Origin of the sequence: Rahnella selenatireducens (assembly GCF_046449555.1) — a bacterium.
Classification (GTDB): Bacteria; Pseudomonadota; Gammaproteobacteria; order Enterobacterales; family Enterobacteriaceae; genus Rahnella; species Rahnella selenatireducens.
In genome coordinates this window covers 16,830-40,133 of record NZ_JBKEZJ010000010.1, presented here as the reverse complement: position 1 = coordinate 40,133, position 23,304 = coordinate 16,830, and the positions used below count along the sequence as shown (strand labels likewise).

Here is a 23,304-nt window from a genome sequence, read left to right as displayed (position 1 = left end):
GTCACATTTCATTGACCGGGATAAGAAAATGGCTAACGCATTCCCCTTTCCACCGCAAAAACCTTCAGCGTCTTCGCATCTGCCGCTGACCCTGATTTCACTGGAAGACTGGGCTTTGGTGACCATGACCGGCGCCGATACGGTGAAATACCTGCAAGGTCAGGTGACGGCAGATATCGATGCTCTGCCAGTCGATCATCACATTCTTTGCGCCCACTGCGACGCCAAAGGGAAAATGTGGAGCAACCTGCGTCTGTTCACACGTGGCGATGGCATGGCCTATATCGAGCGTCGCAATCTGCGCGACACGCAGCTGAACGAAATAAAGAAATACGCCGTGTTTTCGAAAATTACGTTTACCGCCGATGATGACGTGGTGCTGCTCGGTGTGGCCGGTTTTCAGGCCAGCGCTGCGCTGACGGGGTTATTCTCGACGCTGCCAACAGCAGAACAGCCGGTCGTACAGCAGGATGAAACGACTCTGCTGCATTTCTCCCTGCCCGCTGAACGTTTTCTTATTGTCACCAGCCCGGAAAAAGCCCGTCAGGTAGTGGAAGAACTGGGTGAGCAGGCGCAGCGCAACGACAGCCAGCAGTGGCTGGCGCTGGATATTGAAGCCGGTTTCCCGGTTATTGATACCGCCAATACCGCGCAGTTTATCCCACAGGCCACCAATATTCAGGCGCTGGACGGGATCAGTTTCACCAAAGGTTGCTACGCAGGTCAGGAGATGGTCGCACGGGCAAAATACCGTGGCGCGAACAAGCGCGCGCTTTACTGGTTATCCGGTAAAGCCTCAAAAGTACCGGCTCCGGCTGACGATCTTGAACTGCAACTTGGTGAAAACTGGCGTCGAACCGGCACCGTGCTGGCCGCGGTTCAGCTCAGTGATGGCACCGTCTGGGTTCAGGCCGTTCTTAACAACGATCTGGATGCCGACGCCAGCCTGCGCGTTCGCGATGATACAACCAGCCATTTAAGTATCCATCCGCTGCCGTATTCACTGGAAGAGACGAAGTAATCCGGTGCGCTCTTTGCCGCCTTCTTCATGGCCGAATGCTTAAAAGAAGGCGGCAAGTCATAACGTGATTTCCGGCTTACGCGTGGTGATGTTTGCCTTTCTGATTAAGCAAATCGACATAAGCCTGATCCACCAGTTCCTGCCGGTCGATCCCCAGCCGTTCAAGCAGCGCCTCGGCAATCGCAATGCCCTGCTCCGGTGTTTCGCTATCTTCGAGCACTACTTCAAACTCCAGATAATCGCCCAACCCTTTTACGCGGTCGAGATGCAGACGGGTTTGGCCGAGCATGAAAAGCGTGCGCTGCTTGATAACCCTGCCTGCCGCACCGTAGGCCAGTGTGAGCGTTTCGCGCAGACTGTCAGGGTCGTGAGTTTCAGAAAGCGTATAGAAGCTGGTTTTCGGCCCTGCCTGATCCGGTCGCTGATAGAAAATCAGTTCGCCACGATCCGCCGCCAGCGTGCGCAGTTTCAGGCGTCCGTGCGGGCAGATAAAAAAGGTGTCATCCTGCCCGATAATGTCCGGCAGCCCGTCGGATATCAGCGCAATCTTTTCGTACAGTGCGGAAAAATCATCAACCTTCGCTTTAATCTCAATATTTCTGGCCATCGCTTACTCCCTTAAAAGCTGACTCTTTTTTACGTGTTTTTGATGAACATGCGTTGACCTTACCGTGACAGAATGCTCCGCGGCAAGGAGGTTTGATCTCGCTTACTAAATACGCACTCAGAGGCTGCAAAATCAGTTCAGGGTGCTAACCTCAGGGGAGTTTTTGGAAAACTGAGGGAACGATGATGACCAAAATTTTTACGCTGACTCTGGCACCTTCACTCGACAGTGCCACACTGACACCTAAGATTTATCCCGAAGGGAAACTGCGTTGTACCGCGCCGGTCTTTGAGCCGGGCGGAGGCGGCATTAACGTTGCCCGCGCTATTGTCTATCTCGGCGGGCAGGCGACGGCGCTGTTCCCGATTGGCGGCCCGACAGGAGAGCATCTGAAGCAGTTACTTCTTGATGAAGGGATCGCCACGGAAACAGTACAAACCCAGGACTGGACGCGGCAAAACCTGCATGTTCATACCGAAAATACCGGTGAGCAATACCGGTTTGTCATGCCCGGTGCGCGGTTGACGGAATCTGAATTCGCCAGCCTGAGTGCAAAAATTGAAAATATTCCTGACGGTTCAATTCTGGTGATCAGCGGTAGCTTGCCACCCGGGACGCACATTAACGCGCTCACCGATCTTATCCGCAAAGCGCAGGACGCCGGTTTGCGCTGCATTCTCGACAGTTCCGGTGATGCACTGGCCGCGGGCCTGAAACTGGGCGGTCTGGCGCTGGTGAAACCAAACCAGAATGAGCTTTCTGCCCTGGTCGGGCGGCCTCTGGAAAATCCGGGTGACGTGCTGGCCGCGGCGCAGAAAATTATCCGCGAAGGCGGAGCCGAGCGCGTCGTGGTTTCACTCGGGCCGCAGGGTGCGCTGGCCGTTGATGCGCAAGGTGCATTCCAGGTAGTTCCGCCGCCGGTGAAAAAAATGAGTACCGTCGGTGCGGGTGACAGCATGGTGGGCGCGATGACGCTCAAACTCGCCGCCGGTGCTGATCTGCACGACATCGTGCGATTCGGTGTTGCTGCGGGCAGCGCAGCGACGCTGAACATCGGCACGCGGTTGTGTTCGGATAAAGATACTCAGCAGATTTATCAGTATTTATGCCAGCAAACACTGGCACATTAATGCCCTGAATACGTTCCGCGAGGTCTCCCGGCGTCGCGGAGCGTAAATTCTTTGTCACACCTTCACGTATTTCCTTTCATTAGCAGATAAACTCGCAGCATCGGGTGTTGCATGCACCTTTCACATCACGCCAGAAAAGGCCGGAGGCCAGAGTCCAGAATGATATGGATTATGCTTGCTGCAATTGTTGTGGTTTTTATTGTGGGTTATTGGTTTATGACGGCAGACACCCGTAAAGCGAACGCTTCTCTCGCCAGTCTGTTGAAAATTAAGCCGGTTTACATTGATTCAATGCTGCTGGAAATGGGCAAAAGACAGAGCCAGATGTTTATCCGCTCCATCAGCGGTGGCTATGCTGAAGAGATCCGCAAAGCGGCCTACGTTGTTTTTATTTATCAGACATTTATCAAAGATGCTTCGCCGGAAAATATTGTCCGCTGGCGGAACATTCTGGTGCGCGCGCACCTGCCGCCGCAGCTCAGCAGCGAGCACGCCGAACTGGCGCTGTTCTACTTTGCTGAACTGGATATCGAGCCTTTTGAACTGGCGCAGTTTCGTCGCGATTACAACGAAACCTACAATCAGATCCATCTGGTCTGATGTTAAGAAGTGTTTCACCCATGGCCCTGGCGGGGCCATTTTTTTTGCCTTCACGATGAAAAAGCAATCTCAGTCAGGAAAGCCCGCGGCGACCCGTGCAAAGTAAGTGCCTTGAAGGAGCGGAAATGAATCACGAGAAAACTCATCTTTATCAGCGGCGTTTTCAGCAGGTGTTTGCTTATATCGAGGCGCATCTGGACAGCCCGATGACGGTTGAACAGTTAAGTGAAGTGGCCTGCTTTTCGCAGTTTCACTTTCACCGCCAGTTCAGCCAGTTTTGCGGCGTCAGCGTCAGCCGTTATATCACGCTGATGCGGCTGAAAAGAGCCTCTTTCCGGCTGGTGCAAAACCCGCTGGAGAAGATCATTGAGATTGCATTTGATGCCGGATTTGAAAATCCGGAGTCGTTTTCCCGTGCCTTCAGAAACACCTTTGGCCTGACGCCCAGCGAGTTTCGCAAAACTCCCGTCTGGGTTGACTGGCATGTGCATTTTCAATTTCCCGGCAGGGAAAATCAGCAGAGGCTGGAAAATATGGATGTGAAAATTATTGAGGTTGCGCCAGTGAGCATTGCGGTGCTGGAGCATCGCGGTGATCCGATGACGGTGAACAATACCGTCGCGAAATTCATTGAATGGCGAAAAGCGTCGGGGCTGTCGGATTACACTGTACGCGGGACATACGGTATTCCCTACAACGATCCGCTGGTGACGCCGGGTGAAGATTTTCGCTTTGACGTTTGCGGGGAGTTAGACCCTGAATCGGACGGACGTGTGCCTGAAAATCCACAAGGCGTGGTGGCGAAAAACCTGCCGGGCGGGCGTTGCGCTGTGGTCCGGCACGTGGGGGCTTATGAGCGCATCAGCGACAGCGTCTATTACCTTTACCGTGAATGGTTGCCGCACAGCGCAGAGGAATTGCGGGATTTTCCGGTGTATTTTCGCTATCTGCATCTTGACCAGGAATTGCCGGAACATGCGCAGCAAACCGATATTTTGCTGCCGTTGAAATAAGGAAAGGAACATCAGGAAGCGCTGCCCCGACTGATACTGAACGGCAGCGCTGTTTGTCCCGGATTATCTGAACACGTTATCCAGATAACTTGCAAGGATCTGCCGCGAGCTGAAACCGTGGCAGATGCCGTAATACGTTTCGCTATCGCTCGAGACATCCAGCGGGAAATTTTTATAAACGCCGCTGCTGCGAAACGATGCCGTCGGCTCGGCAAAACGCTCACTGCGTTCTTTCATCGCCGGGTGTATTACCAGGGCAGTCCGGCCAAACCGCGCTTCCCGGTTTACATACACATAGTGTTCGCCACGGCGATAACCGTAGGCTTTATCATCAATATAATCGCGTTCAAATCCGGATGTTTCTAAAACGCGCGCCACTTCATCTGGCCGTAAATACATGGTTGCTCCTCGCTTCTTTAACCGCAAGGCGACCTTACCGCAATAAGCCTGCCAAACAATGCCTAAATCCTGAGTTTTAGCGTATTTAGGATTTATCTAAACCCCAAAACCCTGCTCTGAAAAAGGCTATTCGGCGGGCTTTTGCGTGCCGGTTTGCATCCATATTTTGAGGGTGAGCAGCCACGCCACCACCACCATAAAGGCTGCCGCCAGATAAATAGAAGGCGTGCCGAGATGGGAAATAATCAAACCGGCAACCGGCCCGGTAATCCCCAATCCAAGATCCAGAAACGCGGAATACAGCCCCAGAGCGGTGCCCTGATTCTGTGGCGGAACCTGTTTCACCGCCTCGACGCCCAGCGCCGGGAAAACCAGTGAAAAACCCGAACCGGTGAGGAATGCACCCAACTGAACAGACAGCGGATCGTGCCCCTGCCAGATCATCAGCAAGCCCGCGATTTCAAAGACGAAAGACACCAGCGAAACCCGCAAGCCGCCAAAGCGGTTAATCATATTCCCAAACACCAGCCGCGCGCCGACAAAACCGAGGCTGAATAATGTGAGGGTAAACGCCGCGCCGCTCCAGCCTTTTTCTGCATAATAGAGCGTGATAAAGGTGGCGATAACGCCGAATCCGATGGTGCCAAAACCGAGCCCGAGACCGTAAAGCCAGATGCGCCCGACCACCGCTTTGAAGGCAATGCGTTTGCCGGCGGTGACAGAAATCGCGGCTTTCAGGCAGGCCAAAAGGGCGGCAATGGCGGCGGCAACTACAATCAGCACGGCCACGCCCATCAGGCCAAACGCATGATTGAGCATGACGCCGAGCGGCGCGCCCACGGCCATCGCGCCGTAGGTCGCCACGCCGTTCCATGAAATCACCCGCGCGGTGTGCTTCGCGCCCACCGCGCCAATGCCCCACAGCGTGGTGCCGGTGCTGCCAAAACTCTCCCCTACACCGAGAAAAACGCGCGCCAGACACAGTAAAAGCAGGCTCGCCAGCGGCCAGTCCGTCAGGAAGAACGCCGCAGCGTAGAAAACGCCGCTCATTGCGCAGCAAATCAGGCCGAAAATCACCACCCGTTTCGGCCCCAGAAGATCGGCATAGCGCCCGGCATGCGGACGACTGATCAGGGTCGAAAAATACTGAACACTGATGACCAGTCCGGCCAGCACGGAGTTATACCCCAGCGTGTTATGCACAAAACCGGGCAACACCGCGAGCGGCAAACCGATGGTCAGATAGACAACGAAAGTAAACAGCATGAACGACAGAATGCGTTTATTGAGCATTGCGTTAGAGCGAAACGTACTTAAAGACATGGGCAAAACCGGGATGAAAACGCTGCGAATGGAATCAATAGCATAAACAGGTTTCGGGGAGGATAAAACGTAAAACGGCGCAAAAAATGTTATTGGCTGTAACGCTCAAAAGCATTTGCAGAGAAATCTGAGCCGCGTCACGCAAAGCCGCGCCACGCCTGATTTCTCCTGACAGCCACATGGCCTGAAAACCCCCCGAATCATAGCCCGATGTTCTCAAAGAACCATCCGGTACAACATTTTGGTCTATGCTTTTATAAATAAGCTAAACGAAGGCATTAGCAAAACGAAAACTACAGTTCACAACAAGGAGAGACAGAATGGCTAAGAAATCAGAACAGACAATTGATCAGGACGTAACCCTGCTGGCAGACACGCTGGATGAAGTGCTTCAGTCTGCGGGAAATAAATCCAAGGACGAACTGGATAAACTCCGCAGCAAAGCTGAAGGCGTTTTACGCGATGCCCGTTCACGTTTCAACGGTGAAACGCTGACGAAGCATGCCCGTGACGCCGCCGCGTCTGCGAACGACTACGTGAAAGATAACCCGTGGTATGGCGTGGGTGCCGGTGCAGCTATCGGTATTGTTATCGGTGTCCTGCTGGGACGTCGATAACGCAAGAGGCAATTTGCGGTGTTTCATTCCTGTGTCGGGATTCTCTGAAACACCCGCGTGGCTCCCTCATTGCCGCGCGATTGCTAAAAAGATGACGGAGCCCTCGGGCTCCGTTTTCTATTTTGCAGATGTTGGTTTTGTGGGTGCTGGCTTTGTGGATGATGATACCGCGTCGGCGGAAGCGGAAACCATCTGCGCCAGCCGCACTACCCACTTTTCTGCCATGTCCTGAGAACTGATATTGGGAAAGCCCATCAGTAAACCGTTAGGTCGCAGCGCATCTTCACGTTCGCGGCGCTGAACCTGCCAGTCGGAAAGCGCCTGCACCGCCAGCCCCTGTTCCCGCGCATTTTTGGCAATAAGCGCATCGTCCAGCTCGCGGCTGAGCGTGGTGCAAAGCTGGATCCCACCAGCCTGTTGGCTAACCTGTAAAACATCCGCTGGAAATGCCGCCGTCAGTGCTTGTTCCAGATAACCGCGCCGTTCGGCGTAAAGCTGCCGCATCCGTTTCAGATGCCGGTAAAAATGCCCCTGATCGATAAACTCGGTGATGCTCGCCTGAATCAGCGGCGGTGTGCCGCAGATCCGCAGCGGGCAATAGGCTTCGATTTTTTCCACCAGACTTTCTGGCACCACGACATAACCGCAACGCAGTGCCGGAAACATAACTTTGCTGAATGTCCCGGCATAAATCACGCGCCCCTGCGTATCGAGGCTTTTCAGCGACGGTAACGGCTGGCCGTGATAGCGGAATTCGCTGTCGTAATCATCTTCGATAATCCACGCCTGTTGTTTTTCAGCCCAGTCCAGCAGAGCCATGCGCCGCGAGAGGCTCATTGTCACGCCAAGCGGGCTTTGATGGGCAGGCGTCACGACGGCAAAACGGGCGTGCGGATTGTGCGCTACGGCCTGCGGTACGTTCATGCCCTCTTCATCGACATTCACCGCAACCGGCACTGCGCCAGCGGCGCGGAAAAATGCCTGCGTGACCGGGTAGCCGGGATCTTCCAGCCAGACACCGTCGCCCGGTTGCAGCAGGCTGCCTATAATCAGATCCAGCACCGGCGCATAACCGCCACAGATAAAAATCTGTTCGGGACGACAGGTAAAGCCACGGGAAAGCTGAAGGTATCGCGCCACCGACGCCCGCAGTGCGTCAATACCGGTGAGCGGCGGATGACCCAGATCGTTCATGCTGGTATGACGGCTCTGACGCGCCACAATACGTGACCAGATCGCCCGCGGAAAAGCATCGAGCGCAGGCAACCCAAGCTGGAAAGGTAACGACGAGACGGAAGGCAACATCGGGTTAATCGGTTTGCGCGGAGCAGATTTCGCCGCTGGCGACGGCACAGGCGCGGATAAACTTTCCGGCGCGCTGACCACCGTTCCCGCCTGCCCGCGGCTTTGCAGAAACCCCTCCGCCGTCAGCAGGCCGTAGGCGTTTTCAACGGTCGCACGCGCCACGCCCAGATCACTGGCCATTGCTCGCACGGAAGGCACGCGGCTGCCGCGCTTCAGTTGCCCTTCCATGATCGCCCTTTTCACACGCTGATAAATCTGGCGGTAAAGCGGTTCTTTGTGTTGCGGATCGAGGGAAAAAACGAGGCTAAAGCGGCTCATCATGACCTGCTTAAAGAGAGTTTTTATGGCCCTGTAGTATAGACCATATACTGCGTAAAGTAGCCGTCATTGAGATGCAAGGCGCATCCATTTATCATCCAATTTCACCACAGGAAATCACCATGAATACGCTTCGCTTGCCTTACTACTCCCTGTCTTCTTCTGTCATGGAACCCATGAAAGTCGCGCTCGGCGCGTTGGAAAACGGCCCGCTGGATAGCGTGATTATTGAGCTGGCGTTCCTGCGTGTTTCACAAATCAACGGCTGCGCTTATTGCCTGGATATGCATTCCAAAGCGCTGCGCAAAATGGACGTGAATCAGACCAAACTGGATCAGCTTGCGGGATGGCAGGTAAGCCATGCGTATTCTGAGCGCGAACGTGCCGCTCTGGCCTGGTCAGAATCGCTGACGCTGATTGCCGCCACCGGCGCACCGGACAGCGCGTTTGAGCCGTTGAAAGCACATTTCAGCGATGTGGAAATTTCAGAACTGACTTTTGCTATCGGCCTGATGAATGCGTTTAACCGTCTGGCTGTGGGTATGCGCCAGTAAGTTTCACACTTTTCACAGTGCATTTTTTAAACACATCTCTGCGCGAAAATCAGAAGAAAAAAGTTTCTCCCCGCCAGCCCGCTTCCTGCGGGCTTTGTCGTTTTTGCAATAAGCATTTTTAGAAAATCTACATATTGTGTGGTTGAAAATTATAATCACCACATCTAGTATTCAATGCATCGGAACGCCAAGATGGCACCGAATCTCGCGCCTCTTCCCGGCTGAAGCAGTGGCGCAGCGGGTGAGGCAAAAATTGTCTCTGATTTCTTACTAAATGGAAATACGAATCATGAGCATTATTATTTACAGTAAACCAGACTGTGTCCAGTGCAACGCGACGTACCGTGCATTAGATAAACAAGGTATCGCTTATGAAGTGGTCGATTTGACTCAGGATGAGCAGGCGCTCGGGCAGGTTCGTGCAATGGGTTATCAGCAGGTTCCGGTGATTGTGGCCGGCGATGACCACTGGTCTGGTTTCCGTCCGGACAAAATCTCCGCCCTGCGTCAGCTGCAAACCGCCTTCTGAGGCCTGACGGATGCATCCGTTAGTGTATTTCTCCAGTTCTTCGGAAAACACTCACCGTTTTGTCGGCAAGCTGGATTTGCCGGCAATTCGCATTCCGATTGGCGAAGCAGGCGCAAAACTGCGTGTCGATGAACCCTATATTTTGCTGGTCCCGAGCTACGGCGGCGGGTCGGCAAAAGGCGCGGTGCCCACGCAGGTGATCCGATTCCTCAATGACGAACATAACCGTTCGTTGATCCGCGGTGTTATCGCCGCTGGCAACACCAACTTCGGCGCAGCGTATTGCATTGCCGGTGACATTATTTCCCAGAAGTGTCAGGTTCCTTACCTGTACCGTTTTGAGTTGCTGGGAACGCCGGAAGACGTTGCAAAGGTTAAACAGGGAGTAACAGAATTTTGGCAGCGACAGAACTAGCAATCACCGACCCCGGCACCCGCAGCCCGGACTATCACGCACTTAACGCGATGCTGAATCTGTTCGACGCTAACGGCCAGATCCAGTTTGATAAAGACCGTCTGGCCGCGCGCCAATACTTCCTGCAACACGTCAATCAGAACACGGTTTTCTTCCACGATCTGGCGGAGAAATTGCGTTATCTGGTGGAAGAAGGCTATTACGAAGCCGACGTGCTGAACCTTTACGAATTCGAAGATATCAAGCGTCTGTTCAAACGGGCTTACGCCCACAAATTCCGCTTCCAGACCTTTCTGGGCGCATTCAAGTATTACACCAGTTACACGCTGAAAACTTTCGACGGCAAGCGCTATCTCGAGCGTTACGAAGACCGCGTGTGTATGGTCGCGATGACGCTGGCGCGCGGGGATATTCAGCTCGCCGGGCAGTTTGTAGATGAAATTATTTCCGGCCGCTTCCAGCCTGCCACGCCAACTTTCCTGAACTGCGGCAAGAAACAGCGTGGCGAGCTGGTATCGTGTTTCCTGTTGCGCATCGAAGACAACATGGAATCCATCGGCCGTTCGGTGAACTCGGCGCTGCAATTGTCAAAACGCGGCGGCGGCGTGGCGTTTATGCTGACCAATATCCGCGAAGTCGGCGCGCCCATTAAGCGCATCGAAAATCAGTCTTCCGGCGTGATTCCCATCATGAAAATGCTGGAAGATGCGTTCTCTTACGCCAATCAGCTCGGCGCACGCCAGGGCGCAGGCGCGGTGTATCTGAACGCGCATCACCCGGACATTCTGCGTTTCCTCGATACCAAACGTGAAAATGCCGACGAAAAGATCCGCATCAAAACGCTGTCTCTCGGCGTGGTCATTCCGGATATCACATTCGAGCTGGCGAAAAACAACGAAGATATGTATCTGTTTTCGCCGTATCACGTCGAGAAAGTTTACGGCGTGCCGATGTCCGAAATCAGCATCACCGAGAAATACCGCGAGATGGTGAATGACAAACGCATTCACAAAAGCAAAATCAACGCGCGCGAATTCTTCCAGGTGCTGGCGGAAATTCAGTTTGAATCCGGCTATCCGTACATGATGTTCGAGGACACGGTAAACCGCGCCAATCCGATCAAAGGTCGCATCAATATGAGCAACCTGTGTTCGGAAATTTTGCAGGTGAACTCGCCGACGGTGTACGGCGAAGACCTGTCTTATCAGGAAATTGGCAAAGACATTTCCTGTAACCTCGGCTCGCTGAATATCGCCTCGGCGATGGATTCACCGGACTTCGGGAATACGGTGGAAATGGCGGTGCGAGCACTGACGGCGGTATCGGATATGAGCAATATCCGCTCAGTGCCGTCTATCGATCAGGGAAATCAGGATTCCCACGCCATCGGCCTCGGGCAGATGAACCTGCATGGTTATCTGTGCCGCGAGCGGATTTATTACGGCTCGGAAGAAGGGCTGGATTTCACCAATATCTATTTCTGTACCGTCGCTTTCCATGCGATCCGTGCCTCGAACCAGATTGCCATCGAACGCCAGCAATCCTTCAAAGGCTTTGCCGATTCGACCTACGCCAGCGGCGCCTACTTTGATCGATACGTCGATGACGCGCTGGCCACGAAATGGCAGCCGAAAACTGCGCGCGTTTGTGAACTGTTTGCGGACAGCGGCATTCACATTCCGACGCTTGCAGACTGGGCGGAGCTGAAAGCCTCGGTGATGCAGCACGGCTTGTATAACCAGAACTTACAGGCAGTGCCGCCGACCGGTTCGATTTCTTACATCAATAATTCGACGTCGAGTATTCACCCGATCGTGTCCCGCGTGGAAATCCGCAAAGAGGGCAAGATTGGCCGTGTATATTATCCGGCGGCGTTTATGACCAACGACAATCTGGATTACTACCAGGATGCGTATGAAATCGGCCCGGAAAAGATCATTGATACCTACGCCGAAGCCACGCAGCACGTCGATCAGGGGCTGTCGCTGACGCTGTTCTTCCGTGATACCGCCACCACGCGCGACATCAACAAAGCGCAGATCTACGCCTGGCGTAAAGGCATCAAAACCATTTATTACATCCGTCTGCGCCAGATGGCGCTGGAAGGCACCGAAGTTCAGGGCTGCGTTTCCTGCACGCTGTAACCGATTGAAAGGACTTAAAGATGAGCGCAGTAAAACAATTGTTAGTGCCGCAGCCGGTCAGTAAAGCGATCAACTGGAACAAGATCCAGGACGATAAAGATCTGGAAGTCTGGAACCGTCTGACGTCCAACTTCTGGCTGCCGGAAAAAGTGCCGTTATCCAACGATATTCCGTCCTGGGCGACGCTGAGTGCGAAAGAGAAACAGCTGACAATTCGCGTATTTACCGGCCTGACGCTGCTTGATACCGTACAAAACGTAGTCGGTGCACCGACGCTAATGAAAGACGCCGTGACGCCCCACGAAGAAGCGGTTTACTCGAATATATGTTTTATGGAAGCGGTGCATGCGCGTTCTTACAGCTCGATTTTCTCGACGCTGTGCGCCACCGTGGATGTAGACGAAGCCTATCGCTGGAGCGAGGAAAACGTCGCGCTGCAAAATAAAGCGGCAATCATTTTGTCGTATTACGACGGTGAGGATCCGCTGATGAAGAAAGTCGCCAGCGTGTTCCTTGAATCGTTCCTGTTCTATTCCGGTTTCTATCTGCCAATGTACTGGTCGAGCCGCGCCAAACTGACCAATACTGCGGATCTGATCCGCCTGATCATCCGCGACGAAGCGGTTCACGGCTACTACATCGGTTATAAATTCCAGAAAGCACTGGCGCTGGAAAGTGAAGAGCGTCAGCGGCAGATCAAAGAGCAGGCTTTTGATCTGATTCAGGATTTGTACGACAACGAGATCCGCTACACCGAAGAATTGTACGACGGCGTAGGCTGGAGCGAAGATGTGAAGAAATTCCTGCACTACAACGCCAACAAAGCGCTGATGAATCTCGGCTACGAAGCGCTGTTCCCGGCCAGCATGGCAGACGTCAATCCGGCGATCCTCTCGGCATTATCGCCAAACGCAGACGAAAACCACGACTTCTTCTCGGGATCCGGTTCTTCCTATGTGATCGGTAAAGCGGTCAACACCGAAGACGAGGACTGGGATTTCTGATGTTGCTGTAATGTCTTCAAGGGTTACAATAGAAACAGTGTTTCAAAAATAACCCTACTTTCTCTAAATAGTTCGAGTGGCAGGAAGGCGGCAAGCTTGCTCATCCTGGAAGCATAGTGAACTCTGTGACCAGGGTGAGTGAGCGTAGCCAACGCATCTGCAACTTGAAATATGACGAGGAAACAAAGAAGGAAACATCATGTTGTATCAGGCCTCACCTTCGCGCTATGAAACCATGCAATTCCGCCGCTGCGGTCAGAGTGGTTTAAAACTCCCTGCACTTTCTCTCGGTTTATGGCACAGCTTCGGTCATGTCAGCCCGCTGGAATCCCAGCGCGCCCTGCTGCAAAAAGCCTTTGATTTAGGCATCACGCATTTTGATCTGGCGAACAATTACGGGCCGCCTCCGGGTTCCGCCGAAGAGAATTTTGGCAAATTGCTGCGTCAGGATTTTTCGTCGTACCGCGATGAACTGATTATCTCCACCAAAGCCGGTTACGACATGTGGCCCGGCCCTTACGGCTCCGGCGGCTCGCGCAAATATCTGCTGGCAAGTCTGGATCAAAGCCTGCAACGCATGGGGCTGGATTACGTGGACATTTTCTATTCGCACCGCGTCGATGAAGAAACGCCAATGGAAGAAACCGCTGCCGCGCTGGCTTTCGCCGTGCAAAGCGGTAAGGCAATGTATGTGGGAATTTCGTCGTATTCGCCGGAACGTACGCAGAAGATGGCGGAATTGCTGCGCGAACTGAAAGTGCCGCTGCTGATCCACCAGCCGTCTTACAATCTGCTGAACCGTTGGGTAGATAAAAGCGGCCTGCTGGATACGCTGAAACAAAACGGCGCGGGCTGCATCGCGTTCACGCCGCTGGCGCAGGGGCTGCTGACCGGTAAGTATCTGAACGGGATCCCGGACGGTTCCCGGATGCAGGTGGAAGGTAATAAAGTGCGCGGGCTGAATGAAAAAATGCTGACCGATGCAAACCTTACCAGCCTGCGTTTGCTCAATGACATGGCGCAAACGCGAGGCCAGAGCATGGCGCAGATGGCACTGAGCTGGTTGCTGAAAGATGACCGCGTGACATCCGTACTGATCGGGGCCAGCCGCCCTGAACAGCTGGAAGAGAACGTCAGGGCGCTGGAAAACCTGCACTTCACTGATGAAGAGCTGGCGGCGATTGATCAACATGTTGCGGATGGGCAATTAAATTTATGGCAGGCGTCGTCAGATAAATAATCTGATACGTCATTAATAAATCATGGCGAGTAAAATTGTTATTCGCCATTTCAAATAAAGAAGATTTAACTCATTAATTCCAGACGTCGTGCCGTTTCGTAATGATCAACCCAATACCGGTTATCCAGCGATGAAATAGTGACACCTTCAATTTTAGACGCATGAATAAACTGATTGTCCCCGACATAAACCCCAACGTGGCGCTCTGCTGAATTGGTTTTGAAAAAGACCAAATCGCCCGGTTGCAGGTTATTTTTATTCACCTGTTTACCGTTTTTAATTTGCTCTAACGTCGTACGTGGTAGCGGGTGATGAAGGGAATCCTTAAAGAGATGCTGCATCAGCGCGGAACAATCAACCCCGTGGCGCGTCGTGCCGCCCAGGTGATAATGCGTACCTTTCCAGTGGGAGTATTGTGACAATAATGCCGATTTAATATCGTCAGGATTACCCTTCTTATCCGACAGAGGCACATTGTCTTTTAATTTAAAAAGTTCTTCATGGGAATAATTTTTTTTCCCGAAAGACGTGAATTCCTTTGGCAATTCGAAGGCAAAGGAATTCATGCTAAATACAAAAGACGCGATGAATAATAATGCGGAGACAAGATTTTTAATACGGAACATACGCTTTTTCAGTTCTCAAAAATAGAATTCTTCCTTACCTGTTGACCAGCATAAAGGGCGGGTGACTCGTCGTTGAGTGCGCAAATAATAACCGATGCGTGAAAATTAACCACCCTAAAAAGAGTCCAAAAATAGACTCCCTCTCTTTTTACAGCAGAACCAACCCCTTGCGCCGGAAGGGGTTGGTGAAGACATCAGGAGAAGAACTTCGCCAGTACGAAAAGCCCGACGGAAACGTTGATCGCACCGCCGATGCGGGTGGCGATTTGGGCAAAAGGCATCAGCGTCATGCGGTTACCGGAGGTCAGAATTGCCACGTCGCCGGTGCCGCCCTGCCCGCTCTGACAACAGGAAACAATCGCGACATCAATCGGATGCATACCGATTTTTTTCCCGACGTAAAAACCGGTGCCGACCAGCGCCAGCACGGTGGTGACGATCACCAGCAGGTTTTGTACGGTAAATGCGTTGATCAGCTCCTGCCACGGCGTAATCGCCACGCCAACGGCAAACAGCACCGGATAGGTGACGGCCGAGCGGAAGAATTTATACACCGTCATCGAACCGTGCTGGATGGTCGGCGAAATGCCGTTCGCCAGTTTCACCAGCACCGCCGCAAATAACATCCCGACCGGGGCAGGCAGGCCAATCCATTTTTGCCCGAGCATCCCGACCATATACAGCAGGATCGCCAGCAGCGCGCCGCAAGCCAGGGCGTTCACGCCGGGATTGCCCTGAAACTCATCGGTTCCACTGCCAATATTGCCTTCTTTGGCTGGCATCAGCGAACCTTCGCCGGTCAGATGCGGATAACGTTTTCCGAGCTGATTCAGTACACCCGCCAGCACAATTGCCGTCAGGCCACCCAGCATGACAATCGGCAGGATCCTCCCGAGCGCCACACCTTGCTCCATGTGCAGAATGGTCGCGTAGCCCATCGACAGCGGGATCGCGCCTTCGCCGACGCCACCGGCCATGATCGGCAGGATCAGGAAGAAGAAGGTTTGCATTGGCGGTAAACCTAGCGCGGTACCCATCGCCATTCCGGCGATCATCCCGACGATTTCACCGCACAACATCGGCACGAAGATCCGCATAAAGCCCTGGATCAGCACCTGACGATTCATGCTCATAATGCTGCCGACAATAATGCAGCAGATGTAGAGATAGAGAATGTTGGTGGATTTATAGAATTTGACCGTTGAATCAACCACGACGTCCGGCAGCAGGCCATAATGCACCATCGCGGACGGAATAAAAGTGGCGCAAATCGCCGCCGCGCCGAGTTTGCCGACCACCGGCAGACGCTTTCCGAATTCACCGCAGGCAAAGCCGAAGAACGCCAGCGTCGCGACCATCACCACGATATCGCTGGGCAGTTTGCCGTTCAGGCAATCGAGCAGGATCAGCACGCCCGCCAGCAGGAAAAACGGCAGCGGGATAATCCCTATCTTGTAGTTATCCAGAATGTGCCACCATTTTTGGCGGGCAGACATACCGGAAGTTTTTGTTTCTTTGACAGCGATGTAGGAATCGTCGGTTGTGCTCATGACATTGCCTCTTTGTTCTGAAATCTTTTCTTATTGATGGTCTGAGCATATGAAAATGGCTGGCCAGGCGGATGTGAGGTTGTTCAAATTAAAACCGCAGGGATAAAGGTTGTTATGGTGTTTATGGAGTTAATGCGTCCAAATTTATAAGGATTATCAGATAAGTAGTAAATTCCGTTATTAACCCTGCAATCACTGTGTGAACTGCGTTCTATTTATCTTCTTCGTTCACAACTTCGCTTATGTCAGATTACGGCGGCGTTTTCGCCGTGATACGCTTATTCGATGTGTGCCTCATATCTGGCTTTTGGCGGGATGTATGAAATTAAGATTACCTTTTCAGGTAAAGCTCTTTTTATCTCTGGTGGTATTTTCCTGCCTGTTGCTGGCGCTGCTGGGCGCTATTTTATTTCATATCATAGACCGCCAGCTGCATCACGATCTGGGGCAGCGCGCCAGAGTTCAGGCCAGCGAAATCGCGCTGATGCCAGGGCTGGCAGAGAAAGTCGCCCGTCACAATGTGCCGGGAATTGCACGCCTTATCCAGCCGTTACGCGATAAGAGTGATGCCAGCTATATCGTGATTGGTGACGTCCGTGAGCGGCATCTTTATCACTCGGAATCCCCGGAAAGAATAGATCTGCCGATGATTGGCGGCGATAACGCAGAAGTGCTGGCCGGGAAAACCATTATATCGGTGCGCCAGGGCGGCATCGGCGTGTCATTACGCAGCAAAGCGCCGATTCTCGACGAAAATAATCAGGTCATCGGCATTGTGTCGGTGGGTTATCTCACGTCTTACATCGACAATATTAACGGTCACCGTCTGGCGCAGGCCGGTTTATACGGTCTTCTTCTTTTATTGCTGCTGTTTATTTTCTCGTGGATGTTTACCCGCAACGTCAAAAAACAGATGTTCTGGCTTGAACCCAAAGATATTGCGCTGCTGGTTCGCCAGCAAAAAGCCCTGCTGGAAGCCATGTATGAAGGCGTATTTGCGGTTAATGCTGAGAAGAAGCTGATTTCCATTAACCGCGCCGCCCGGGAGTTACTCGATATCCGTCAGCCGGAAAACGAGCTGATCGGCAAACCACTGGAAGAAGTGCTCCACACGCCGCCCGCGTTCTTTACGCAAAGCGGCATTCAGGACAACAACAGCCGCCATGATCAGATAACCGTGCTCAACCAGCGACAGGTGATCATGAACCGCGTACCGATTGAACTGGAGCCTGGCAAAGAAAGCGGATGGGTATTCAGCTTCCGCGATAAAAATGACATTAATACGCTGAGCAGCCAGCTGAGTCAGGTGAAACGCTACGCCGATAGTCTGCGCATCATGCGCCATGAACAACTGAACTGGACGGCGACGCTGGCCGGTTTACTGCAAATGCAGCGTTACGATGACGCGATGCATTACATTCAGGCACAGTCGGAAGGCGCGCAGGCGGTGCTGGATTTCGTATCGGCACGCTTCACGTCGCCTGCCCTTTGCGGGCTGCTGCTGGGGAAATTCGTCAGTGCGCGCGAGAAAGGCGTGGAGCTGGTGTTTGACCCGGCCTGCCAGTTAATCCGTATTCCGCCGGTCATCGGCGAAACCGAGCTGATGTCTGTGATCGGCAATCTGCTTGATAACGCCGTGGACGCCACGCTGAAAGCCGGCGCACCGATTTCGCCGGTAGAACTGTATATTTCAGACAGGAACCGCGAGCTGCTGATTGAGGTGGCCGATCGCGGTGGCGGCGTCGATGACGCCCTGAAGCCGAATCTGTTTGAGCAGGGTGTCACCTCGAAGCCCTCCGGCGGCGATGAGATGACCGGTGCAGAACACGGTATCGGGCTTTATCTGGTGGCCGGCTACGTCCGTCAGGCGGGCGGCAGCATCGAAATCTCAGACAATGCGCCTCAAGGTACGATATTTTCAGTGTTTATCCCGTATCCGTCAGAGAGGTCAACAGGACAGCAACATGAATAACAGCAGCGCACTCGATGTCGTGATTGTGGAAGACGAGCCGCACCTTGCCGGTCTGCACCGTGATTTTATCGAACAAAATTTTAACCTGCGCGTGGTCGGGATTGCCGCCACGCTGGAACAGGCCCGTTCGTTATTGCGGCTGCATCAGCCTAGGCTGGTCTTACTGGACAATTATCTGCCAGACGGCCAGGGCGTGGATCTGATCGACAGCCCGCTGCTCAAAAGCTTCGACTGTTCGGTGATTTTCATTACCGCGGCCAGCGATATGCAAACGTGCAGCCACGCCATGCGCAGCGGCGCGTTTGACTACATTATTAAGCCGGTGTCGTTTCACCGCCTGCGCAGCTCGCTTGAGCGTTTCATGCAACTGGTGCAAACCCTGCGCAATGTGAAAGTGGTCGATCAGCGGGCGCTGGATAAGTTGTTTAATCTGCCCGCCAGCGACACACCACCAGCCCCGTCAGCGAAAGGGATTGAGCCGAATACGCTCGAGCTGGTTCAGCGGGTTTTCACCGCAAAACCCGACGTCAGCTGGTCGGTAGAACAGGTGGTTGAAGAAATTGGGATCAGCAAAACCACCGGCCGCCGGTATCTGGAATATTGTGTGGAAATTGGCTTTATCGGCGTCGAGATGCAGTACGGAAATATCGGCCATCCGAGGCGCCTGTACCGGAAAATAGTGACTGAGGAAAAATCCTCTTCCTGAACCCGAATTATGGCGTTCTGCCCCTCTGAATTTAGCCTGCACGGTCAGCGGCTCCGCTGGCCAAATTCCCACATTTCACCCAGCACAGTGCGATTATTTCCAAAAATATTCACCTTTCAGACAACAGGTAAATACAGGGCTTTCAGTGCACGCGGAAATCACTATTTACACATTGCAAATACCGCCATGAAATTTGCATTAAATCCGCCGAGTTGACACTATTTAAACCACCAAAAACCCCACAAAATAAGAAGACATTAAATCATTAAAAATCAATTAATTAATTATATATTTAGCGAAATACGCGCATCAGATAATTAGGTAGTCAACAATAATCACAGAGCCCTTAAAATTGTCATTAAATGTCAACCCGCGCTGACGAAAATTAGACGCGCGTAATACATAAAAATACGCCACCAGAAACACAACCATGAATATTCATGAGAAACATTGAGACTTGTCTCAGAATTTTGGTGTGTTAGGGTATAAAGCGTTCACTATTTTGTAACAGGCAAAAAACTATACGTTTCAACAGAAAAATTAGACATCAAGCCGATACGGCTATTTATATCCAAGGAATGCATATTGCATGGCAATTAAAATCGAAGTAAAAAATCTTTATAAGGTGTTTGGCGAGAACCCGGATCGCGCTTTCAAGATGATTGACGCAGGCAAGGGTAAAGAAGAAATTTTTGAGAAAACCGGTCTGTCACTTGGCGTTAAAGATGCCAGTCTGGCCATTGAAGAAGGCGAGATTTTCGTCATCATGGGGTTATCCGGTTCCGGTAAATCCACCATGGTACGCCTTCTCAATCGTCTGATAGAGCCCACCCGCGGCGAAGTGCTGATTGACGGCGAAGACATCGCCAAAATCTCAGAGTCAAAATTACGCCAGGTGCGTCGCAGTAAAATCAGTATGGTATTTCAGTCGTTTGCGCTGATGCCACACCTCACCGTGTTGAATAATACGGCGTTTGGTATGGAGCTGGCCGGTGTGCCGGTGGAAGAGCGAAATGCCAAAGCGCTGGATGCACTGCGTCAGGTCGGGCTGGAAAACTATGCCAACTCTTATCCGGATGAATTGTCCGGGGGGATGCGTCAGCGCGTCGGCTTAGCCCGTGCAATGGCCAATAACCCTGACATTCTGCTGATGGATGAAGCCTTCTCAGCGCTCGATCCGTTAATCCGCACCGAAATGCAGGATGAGCTGGTGAAGCTGCAAGCACAGCATCAGCGCACCATCGTGTTTATTTCCCATGACCTCGACGAAGCCATGCGCATCGGCGACCGCATTGCGATTATGCAGGGCGGCGAAGTGGTTCAGGTCGGTACGCCGGAAGATATCCTCAATAATCCGGCCAATGACTATGTCCGCACCTTTTTCCGCGGTGTCGATATCAGTCAGGTCTTCAGCGCCAAAGACATTGCCCGCCGTCGTGGCGCGCTCATTCGTAAAACCCCCGGTTTTGGTCCACGTGCGGCGCTCAAGCTGCTCGAAGACGAAGACCGCGAATATGGTTATGTGCTGGAACGCGGACAGAAATTCATCGGCGTCGTGTCGATTGAATCCCTGAAAACCGCGCTGAAAGCCAATCAGCCGCTGGAAAGCGCCCTGCTGGAATCTCCGGCGCCGGTGCAGGCAGATATGCCGCTCAGCGAACTGATTTCTCATGTTGCCGCCGCGCCTTGTGCCGTACCGGTGATCAATGAGGACAATAACTATATCGGCATCATTTCCAAAGCCATGCTGCTTCAGGCTCTGGATAAAGAAGGGGGTAACGAATGAGCAACTCAACCGTAAACAATACAATTCTTCAGCACGCGCAGGCGGCTCAGGCTCAGCCACTGGATGCATCCGTTGATCCATGGAGTGCCGATAACGCCAGCGGTGGCGTTGCGCCTCAGCCTGATGCAGCAGCCAGTTCCGCACCCGCCGATGCCGGTGGCGATCCGTGGGGCGGCAGCAGCGATGCCGCGACCAGCGCACCGGACACCACACACCACGCCGCCGCACAGGCCAACGACTGGCTGAGCGTCGCACCGGAACAGCATCAGCATTTCAATATTCTGGATCCGTTCCATAGCACGCTGATCCCGCTCGACCACTGGGTAACCAACGGGATCGACTGGCTGGTTGGCAACTTCCGTCCGGTATTCCAGGGGATCCGCGTGCCGGTCGATTTCGTGCTGAGCGGCTTTCAAAGCGGTCTGGAATCATTACCAGCGCCTATTGCCATTCTGATTTTCGCCCTGCTCGCCTGGCAGATGGCGGGTGTAGGCATGGGTGCCGCCACGCTGGTTTCTCTGGTTCTGATTGGGGCAATCGGCGCATGGTCACAGGCCATGGTGACGCTGGCACTGGTTCTGACCTCGCTGTTCTTCTGTATTCTGATCGGTTTACCGATGGGAATATGGCTGGCGCGCAGTCAGCGGGCGGCAAAAATTATACGGCCTCTACTCGATGCCATGCAGACCACTCCGGCGTTCGTGTATCTGGTGCCGATCGTGATGCTGTTTGGTATCGGTAACGTGCCGGGCGTTGTGGTCACCATTATCTTCGCCCTGCCACCGGTCGTGCGTCTGACGATTCTAGGGATCAACCAGGTGCCGGAAGATCTGATCGAAGCCGCGAAATCCTTCGGATCCAGCCCGAGTCAGATGCTGTTTAAAGTTCAGCTTCCCCTGGCAATGCCAACCATCATGGCCGGTATAAACCAGACGCTGATGCTGGCGCTGTCGATGGTGGTTATCGCCTCGATGATCGCCGTCGGTGGTCTGGGTCAGATGGTTCTGCGCGGGATTGGTCGTCTGGATATGGGCCTCGCGTCGGTCGGTGGTGCGGGTATCGTTATTCTCGCCATCATTCTCGACCGCCTGACGCAGTCTATGGGCCGCGACAGCCGCAGCAAAGGCGGTCACCGCTGGTTCACCCGCGGACCGGTTGGTCTGGTGATGAAGCCTTTCGTTAAAAAAGCCTGATTCACACATACTGCACTTTTCCCGGCGGCTCGCTGCCGGGAACTCTCAAAAGCTAAAACAACGCAGTCCACTCTTACGTATTTCAAAGTAATCCCCAAAATCATTTGTGCTGGGTCAAGGCGGCAACTGAATAAAGCCCGGGAGCTTACACAGGTAAGTGACTGGGATGAATGAAGACAGCCAACACAGAAGCAGCTCAAAGGATGGCGGGGAAAAGAATAAGGGTTCACCATGCGCACAACACAACTAAAGGCACTCGTCCTCGCATTATCGATCGCTACACCCGCCGCTTTGGCCGCTGATCTACCGGGCAAAGGCGTGGTCGTGAAACCTCTGCAAAGCACCATCGCAGAAGAAACTTTCCAGACCGAACTGGTTAACCGCGCCCTGCAAAAGCTGGGTTATGACGTTCAGCAAACCGGTGAAGTGGATTACAACGTCGCGTACACCGCCATCGCCAGCGGCGATTCGACGTACATGGCGGTGAACTGGGAACCGCTGCAAAAAGATATGTACAACGCCGCCGGTGGCGACCAGAAATTCTACCGTCAGGGCACTTATATCAGCGGCGCAGCGCAGGGTTATCTGATCGACAAAAAAACCGCCGACAAATATCACATCCACGATTTGTCGCAGCTGAAAGACCCAAAAATCGCCAGGCTGTTTGACGCCGACGGTGACGGCAAAGCCGATATGGCCGGCTGTAATCCGGGCTGGGTATGCGGCTCCGTCATCAATACGCAGATTAAAGCCTACGGCCTGAGCGACACCGTGACACAGAACGAGGGCAACTATTCGGCGATTATTGCCGATACGCTGACCCGCTATAAATCCGGCAAACCGGTGCTGTATTTCACCTGGACGCCTTACTGGGTGAGCAACGAGATGAAACCGGGCAAAGACGTGGTCTGGCTGACCGTGCCGTTCTCGGCCAATCCGGGCTCGCTGAAAGACATGGATACCACACTGCCGAACGGCAAAAACTACGGTTTCCCGGTCAACAACGAACACATCGTGGCGAACAAAGCCTGGGCTGAGAAAAACCCGGCCGCCGCGAAACTGTTCGCCATCATGAAACTGCCGCTGGCGGATGTGAACGCGCAAAACCTGAAGATGCACGAAGGGGAATCCTCTTCTGATGATATCCAGCAGCACGTTGACGGCTGGATCAAAGCACACCAGGCCACGTTTGATGGCTGGATCAAAGAAGCGGCCGCCGCAGCCGCCACGAAATAACCGATGAAAATCTCAG

22 protein-coding genes are annotated in these 23,304 nt (G+C 53.2%); 16 read left to right on the top strand and 6 right to left on the bottom strand.

From position 1 onward, the window contains the following. Positions 1 to 28: 28 nt before the first annotated feature. Complete coding sequence (gene ygfZ / locus ACLBVC_RS16710; protein WP_410150567.1) at positions 29 to 1,021, top strand: tRNA-modifying protein YgfZ; 993 nt, start codon at positions 29 to 31, stop codon at positions 1,019 to 1,021. A 76-nt stretch (positions 1,022 to 1,097) separates the two neighbouring features. Here ygfZ and ACLBVC_RS16705 read toward each other — a convergent pair whose 3' ends face one another. Beyond that, positions 1,098 to 1,628: a class IV adenylate cyclase gene (locus ACLBVC_RS16705; RefSeq protein ID WP_410150566.1), complete on the bottom strand. Its 531-nt coding sequence runs from the start codon at positions 1,626 to 1,628 to the stop codon at positions 1,098 to 1,100. A 185-nt stretch (positions 1,629 to 1,813) separates the two neighbouring features. Between ACLBVC_RS16705 and pfkB the strand changes: the two genes are divergently transcribed. The 3 genes from pfkB (at position 1,814) to ACLBVC_RS16690 (ending at position 4,371) form a co-directional block, all read left to right on the top strand. After that, complete coding sequence (gene pfkB, locus ACLBVC_RS16700; RefSeq protein WP_410150662.1) at positions 1,814 to 2,758, top strand: 6-phosphofructokinase II; 945 nt, start codon at positions 1,814 to 1,816, stop codon at positions 2,756 to 2,758. 159 nt (positions 2,759 to 2,917) lie between these two features. Beyond that, the gene (locus ACLBVC_RS16695) at positions 2,918 to 3,358 is read left to right on the top strand and encodes a DUF1198 domain-containing protein (protein WP_152324873.1); all 441 of its coding nucleotides are present in this window, start codon (positions 2,918 to 2,920) and stop codon (positions 3,356 to 3,358) included. A 125-nt stretch (positions 3,359 to 3,483) separates the two neighbouring features. Continuing rightward, positions 3,484 to 4,371 carry an AraC family transcriptional regulator gene (locus ACLBVC_RS16690; RefSeq protein ID WP_410150565.1) on the top strand — a complete coding sequence of 296 codons (888 nt, stop codon included), beginning with the start codon at positions 3,484 to 3,486 and terminating at the stop codon, positions 4,369 to 4,371. A gap of 63 nt (positions 4,372 to 4,434) precedes the next feature. On the opposite strand, the gene ACLBVC_RS16685 is transcribed toward ACLBVC_RS16690, so the two are convergent. Both ACLBVC_RS16685 and ACLBVC_RS16680 read right to left on the bottom strand, forming a co-directional pair. After that, the gene (locus tag ACLBVC_RS16685) at positions 4,435 to 4,770 is read right to left on the bottom strand and encodes a DUF2002 family protein (RefSeq protein ID WP_410150564.1); all 336 of its coding nucleotides are present in this window, start codon (positions 4,768 to 4,770) and stop codon (positions 4,435 to 4,437) included. A gap of 126 nt (positions 4,771 to 4,896) precedes the next feature. Further along, on the bottom strand, positions 4,897 to 6,093 hold the full coding sequence (locus tag ACLBVC_RS16680; protein ID WP_410150563.1) for an MFS transporter: 1,197 nt from the start codon (positions 6,091 to 6,093) through the stop codon (positions 4,897 to 4,899). Positions 6,094 to 6,413: 320 nt separating this feature from the next. Here ACLBVC_RS16680 and ACLBVC_RS16675 point away from each other — a divergent pair, with 320 nt between their 5' ends. Continuing rightward, entirely contained in the window at positions 6,414 to 6,710 is a 297-nt protein-coding gene (locus ACLBVC_RS16675) for a DUF883 family protein (protein WP_152324869.1), read from the top strand. A gap of 117 nt (positions 6,711 to 6,827) precedes the next feature. Here the strand turns inward: ACLBVC_RS16675 and pdxR are convergent, their stop codons facing one another. Then, positions 6,828 to 8,333 carry a MocR-like pyridoxine biosynthesis transcription factor PdxR gene (gene pdxR / locus ACLBVC_RS16670; RefSeq protein WP_410150661.1) on the bottom strand — a complete coding sequence of 502 codons (1,506 nt, stop codon included), beginning with the start codon at positions 8,331 to 8,333 and terminating at the stop codon, positions 6,828 to 6,830. A gap of 122 nt (positions 8,334 to 8,455) precedes the next feature. Between pdxR and ACLBVC_RS16665 the strand changes: the two genes are divergently transcribed. The 6 genes from ACLBVC_RS16665 to mgrA all read left to right on the top strand — a co-directional run bounded on the left by ACLBVC_RS16665 (position 8,456) and on the right by mgrA (position 14,219). Then, entirely contained in the window at positions 8,456 to 8,887 is a 432-nt protein-coding gene (locus ACLBVC_RS16665; RefSeq protein ID WP_410150562.1) for a carboxymuconolactone decarboxylase family protein, read from the top strand. 289 nt (positions 8,888 to 9,176) lie between these two features. Beyond that, complete coding sequence (gene nrdH, locus ACLBVC_RS16660) at positions 9,177 to 9,416, top strand: glutaredoxin-like protein NrdH (RefSeq protein ID WP_101079325.1); 240 nt, start codon at positions 9,177 to 9,179, stop codon at positions 9,414 to 9,416. 10 nt (positions 9,417 to 9,426) lie between these two features. Next, a complete protein-coding gene (gene nrdI / locus ACLBVC_RS16655; protein ID WP_410150561.1) occupies positions 9,427 to 9,831 on the top strand; it encodes a class Ib ribonucleoside-diphosphate reductase assembly flavoprotein NrdI in 405 nt (134 codons plus the stop codon). Continuing rightward, the gene (gene nrdE, locus ACLBVC_RS16650; protein ID WP_410150560.1) at positions 9,813 to 11,975 is read left to right on the top strand and encodes a class 1b ribonucleoside-diphosphate reductase subunit alpha; all 2,163 of its coding nucleotides are present in this window, start codon (positions 9,813 to 9,815) and stop codon (positions 11,973 to 11,975) included. The genes nrdI and nrdE overlap by 19 nt, the downstream gene beginning before the upstream one ends. Positions 11,976 to 11,995: 20 nt before the next feature. Next, positions 11,996 to 12,979, top strand: a complete 984-nt coding sequence (gene nrdF / locus ACLBVC_RS16645; RefSeq protein WP_013574094.1) for a class 1b ribonucleoside-diphosphate reductase subunit beta — start codon at positions 11,996 to 11,998, stop codon at positions 12,977 to 12,979. Positions 12,980 to 13,178: 199 nt separating this feature from the next. Beyond that, positions 13,179 to 14,219 carry an L-glyceraldehyde 3-phosphate reductase gene (gene mgrA / locus ACLBVC_RS16640; RefSeq protein WP_410150559.1) on the top strand — a complete coding sequence of 347 codons (1,041 nt, stop codon included), beginning with the start codon at positions 13,179 to 13,181 and terminating at the stop codon, positions 14,217 to 14,219. 65 nt (positions 14,220 to 14,284) lie between these two features. Here mgrA and ACLBVC_RS16635 read toward each other — a convergent pair whose 3' ends face one another. Beyond that, positions 14,285 to 14,845 (bottom strand): NlpC/P60 family protein, encoded by a 561-nt coding sequence (locus ACLBVC_RS16635; protein WP_410150558.1) that lies wholly within the window; start codon positions 14,843 to 14,845, stop codon positions 14,285 to 14,287. Positions 14,846 to 15,039: 194 nt separating this feature from the next. Then, positions 15,040 to 16,395, bottom strand: a complete 1,356-nt coding sequence (locus ACLBVC_RS16630) for a 2-hydroxycarboxylate transporter family protein (RefSeq protein ID WP_410150557.1) — start codon at positions 16,393 to 16,395, stop codon at positions 15,040 to 15,042. A gap of 319 nt (positions 16,396 to 16,714) precedes the next feature. On the opposite strand from ACLBVC_RS16630, the gene ACLBVC_RS16625 reads away from it, so the two are divergent. The 5 genes from ACLBVC_RS16625 (at position 16,715) to proX (ending at position 23,288) form a co-directional block, all read left to right on the top strand. Beyond that, the gene (locus ACLBVC_RS16625) at positions 16,715 to 18,367 is read left to right on the top strand and encodes an ATP-binding protein (RefSeq protein ID WP_410150556.1); all 1,653 of its coding nucleotides are present in this window, start codon (positions 16,715 to 16,717) and stop codon (positions 18,365 to 18,367) included. Then, complete coding sequence (locus tag ACLBVC_RS16620) at positions 18,360 to 19,073, top strand: response regulator (RefSeq protein WP_410150555.1); 714 nt, start codon at positions 18,360 to 18,362, stop codon at positions 19,071 to 19,073. The genes ACLBVC_RS16625 and ACLBVC_RS16620 overlap by 8 nt, the downstream gene beginning before the upstream one ends. Positions 19,074 to 19,662: 589 nt before the next feature. Then, positions 19,663 to 20,859, top strand: a complete 1,197-nt coding sequence (proV, locus tag ACLBVC_RS16615) for a glycine betaine/L-proline ABC transporter ATP-binding protein ProV (protein ID WP_195815676.1) — start codon at positions 19,663 to 19,665, stop codon at positions 20,857 to 20,859. After that, a complete protein-coding gene (gene proW, locus ACLBVC_RS16610; protein ID WP_410150554.1) occupies positions 20,856 to 22,052 on the top strand; it encodes a glycine betaine/L-proline ABC transporter permease ProW in 1,197 nt (398 codons plus the stop codon). The genes proV and proW overlap by 4 nt, the downstream gene beginning before the upstream one ends. Before the next feature lie 231 nt (positions 22,053 to 22,283). Further along, positions 22,284 to 23,288: a glycine betaine/L-proline ABC transporter substrate-binding protein ProX gene (gene proX, locus ACLBVC_RS16605; RefSeq protein ID WP_410150553.1), complete on the top strand. Its 1,005-nt coding sequence runs from the start codon at positions 22,284 to 22,286 to the stop codon at positions 23,286 to 23,288. Positions 23,289 to 23,304: the final 16 nt, after the last annotated feature.

What these genes read in the sequence shown, in the direction of transcription:
- ygfZ (WP_410150567.1), top strand. Translation starts at nt 29, where the DNA reads ATGGCTAACGCATTCCCCTTTCCACCGCAAAAACCTTCAGCGTCTTCG.
- ACLBVC_RS16705 (WP_410150566.1), bottom strand. Translation starts at nt 1,628, where the DNA reads ATGGCCAGAAATATTGAGATTAAAGCGAAGGTTGATGATTTTTCCGCA.
- pfkB (WP_410150662.1), top strand. Translation starts at nt 1,814, where the DNA reads ATGACCAAAATTTTTACGCTGACTCTGGCACCTTCACTCGACAGTGCC.
- ACLBVC_RS16695 (WP_152324873.1), top strand. Translation starts at nt 2,918, where the DNA reads ATGATATGGATTATGCTTGCTGCAATTGTTGTGGTTTTTATTGTGGGT.
- ACLBVC_RS16690 (WP_410150565.1), top strand. Translation starts at nt 3,484, where the DNA reads ATGAATCACGAGAAAACTCATCTTTATCAGCGGCGTTTTCAGCAGGTG.
- ACLBVC_RS16685 (WP_410150564.1), bottom strand. Translation starts at nt 4,770, where the DNA reads ATGTATTTACGGCCAGATGAAGTGGCGCGCGTTTTAGAAACATCCGGA.
- ACLBVC_RS16680 (WP_410150563.1), bottom strand. Translation starts at nt 6,093, where the DNA reads ATGTCTTTAAGTACGTTTCGCTCTAACGCAATGCTCAATAAACGCATT.
- ACLBVC_RS16675 (WP_152324869.1), top strand. Translation starts at nt 6,414, where the DNA reads ATGGCTAAGAAATCAGAACAGACAATTGATCAGGACGTAACCCTGCTG.
- pdxR (WP_410150661.1), bottom strand. Translation starts at nt 8,333, where the DNA reads ATGAGCCGCTTTAGCCTCGTTTTTTCCCTCGATCCGCAACACAAAGAA.
- ACLBVC_RS16665 (WP_410150562.1), top strand. Translation starts at nt 8,456, where the DNA reads ATGAATACGCTTCGCTTGCCTTACTACTCCCTGTCTTCTTCTGTCATG.
- nrdH (WP_101079325.1), top strand. Translation starts at nt 9,177, where the DNA reads ATGAGCATTATTATTTACAGTAAACCAGACTGTGTCCAGTGCAACGCG.
- nrdI (WP_410150561.1), top strand. Translation starts at nt 9,427, where the DNA reads ATGCATCCGTTAGTGTATTTCTCCAGTTCTTCGGAAAACACTCACCGT.
- nrdF (WP_013574094.1), top strand. Translation starts at nt 11,996, where the DNA reads ATGAGCGCAGTAAAACAATTGTTAGTGCCGCAGCCGGTCAGTAAAGCG.
- mgrA (WP_410150559.1), top strand. Translation starts at nt 13,179, where the DNA reads ATGTTGTATCAGGCCTCACCTTCGCGCTATGAAACCATGCAATTCCGC.
- ACLBVC_RS16635 (WP_410150558.1), bottom strand. Translation starts at nt 14,845, where the DNA reads ATGTTCCGTATTAAAAATCTTGTCTCCGCATTATTATTCATCGCGTCT.
- ACLBVC_RS16630 (WP_410150557.1), bottom strand. Translation starts at nt 16,395, where the DNA reads ATGAGCACAACCGACGATTCCTACATCGCTGTCAAAGAAACAAAAACT.
- ACLBVC_RS16625 (WP_410150556.1), top strand. Translation starts at nt 16,715, where the DNA reads ATGAAATTAAGATTACCTTTTCAGGTAAAGCTCTTTTTATCTCTGGTG.
- ACLBVC_RS16620 (WP_410150555.1), top strand. Translation starts at nt 18,360, where the DNA reads ATGAATAACAGCAGCGCACTCGATGTCGTGATTGTGGAAGACGAGCCG.
- proV (WP_195815676.1), top strand. Translation starts at nt 19,663, where the DNA reads ATGGCAATTAAAATCGAAGTAAAAAATCTTTATAAGGTGTTTGGCGAG.
- proW (WP_410150554.1), top strand. Translation starts at nt 20,856, where the DNA reads ATGAGCAACTCAACCGTAAACAATACAATTCTTCAGCACGCGCAGGCG.
- proX (WP_410150553.1), top strand. Translation starts at nt 22,284, where the DNA reads ATGCGCACAACACAACTAAAGGCACTCGTCCTCGCATTATCGATCGCT.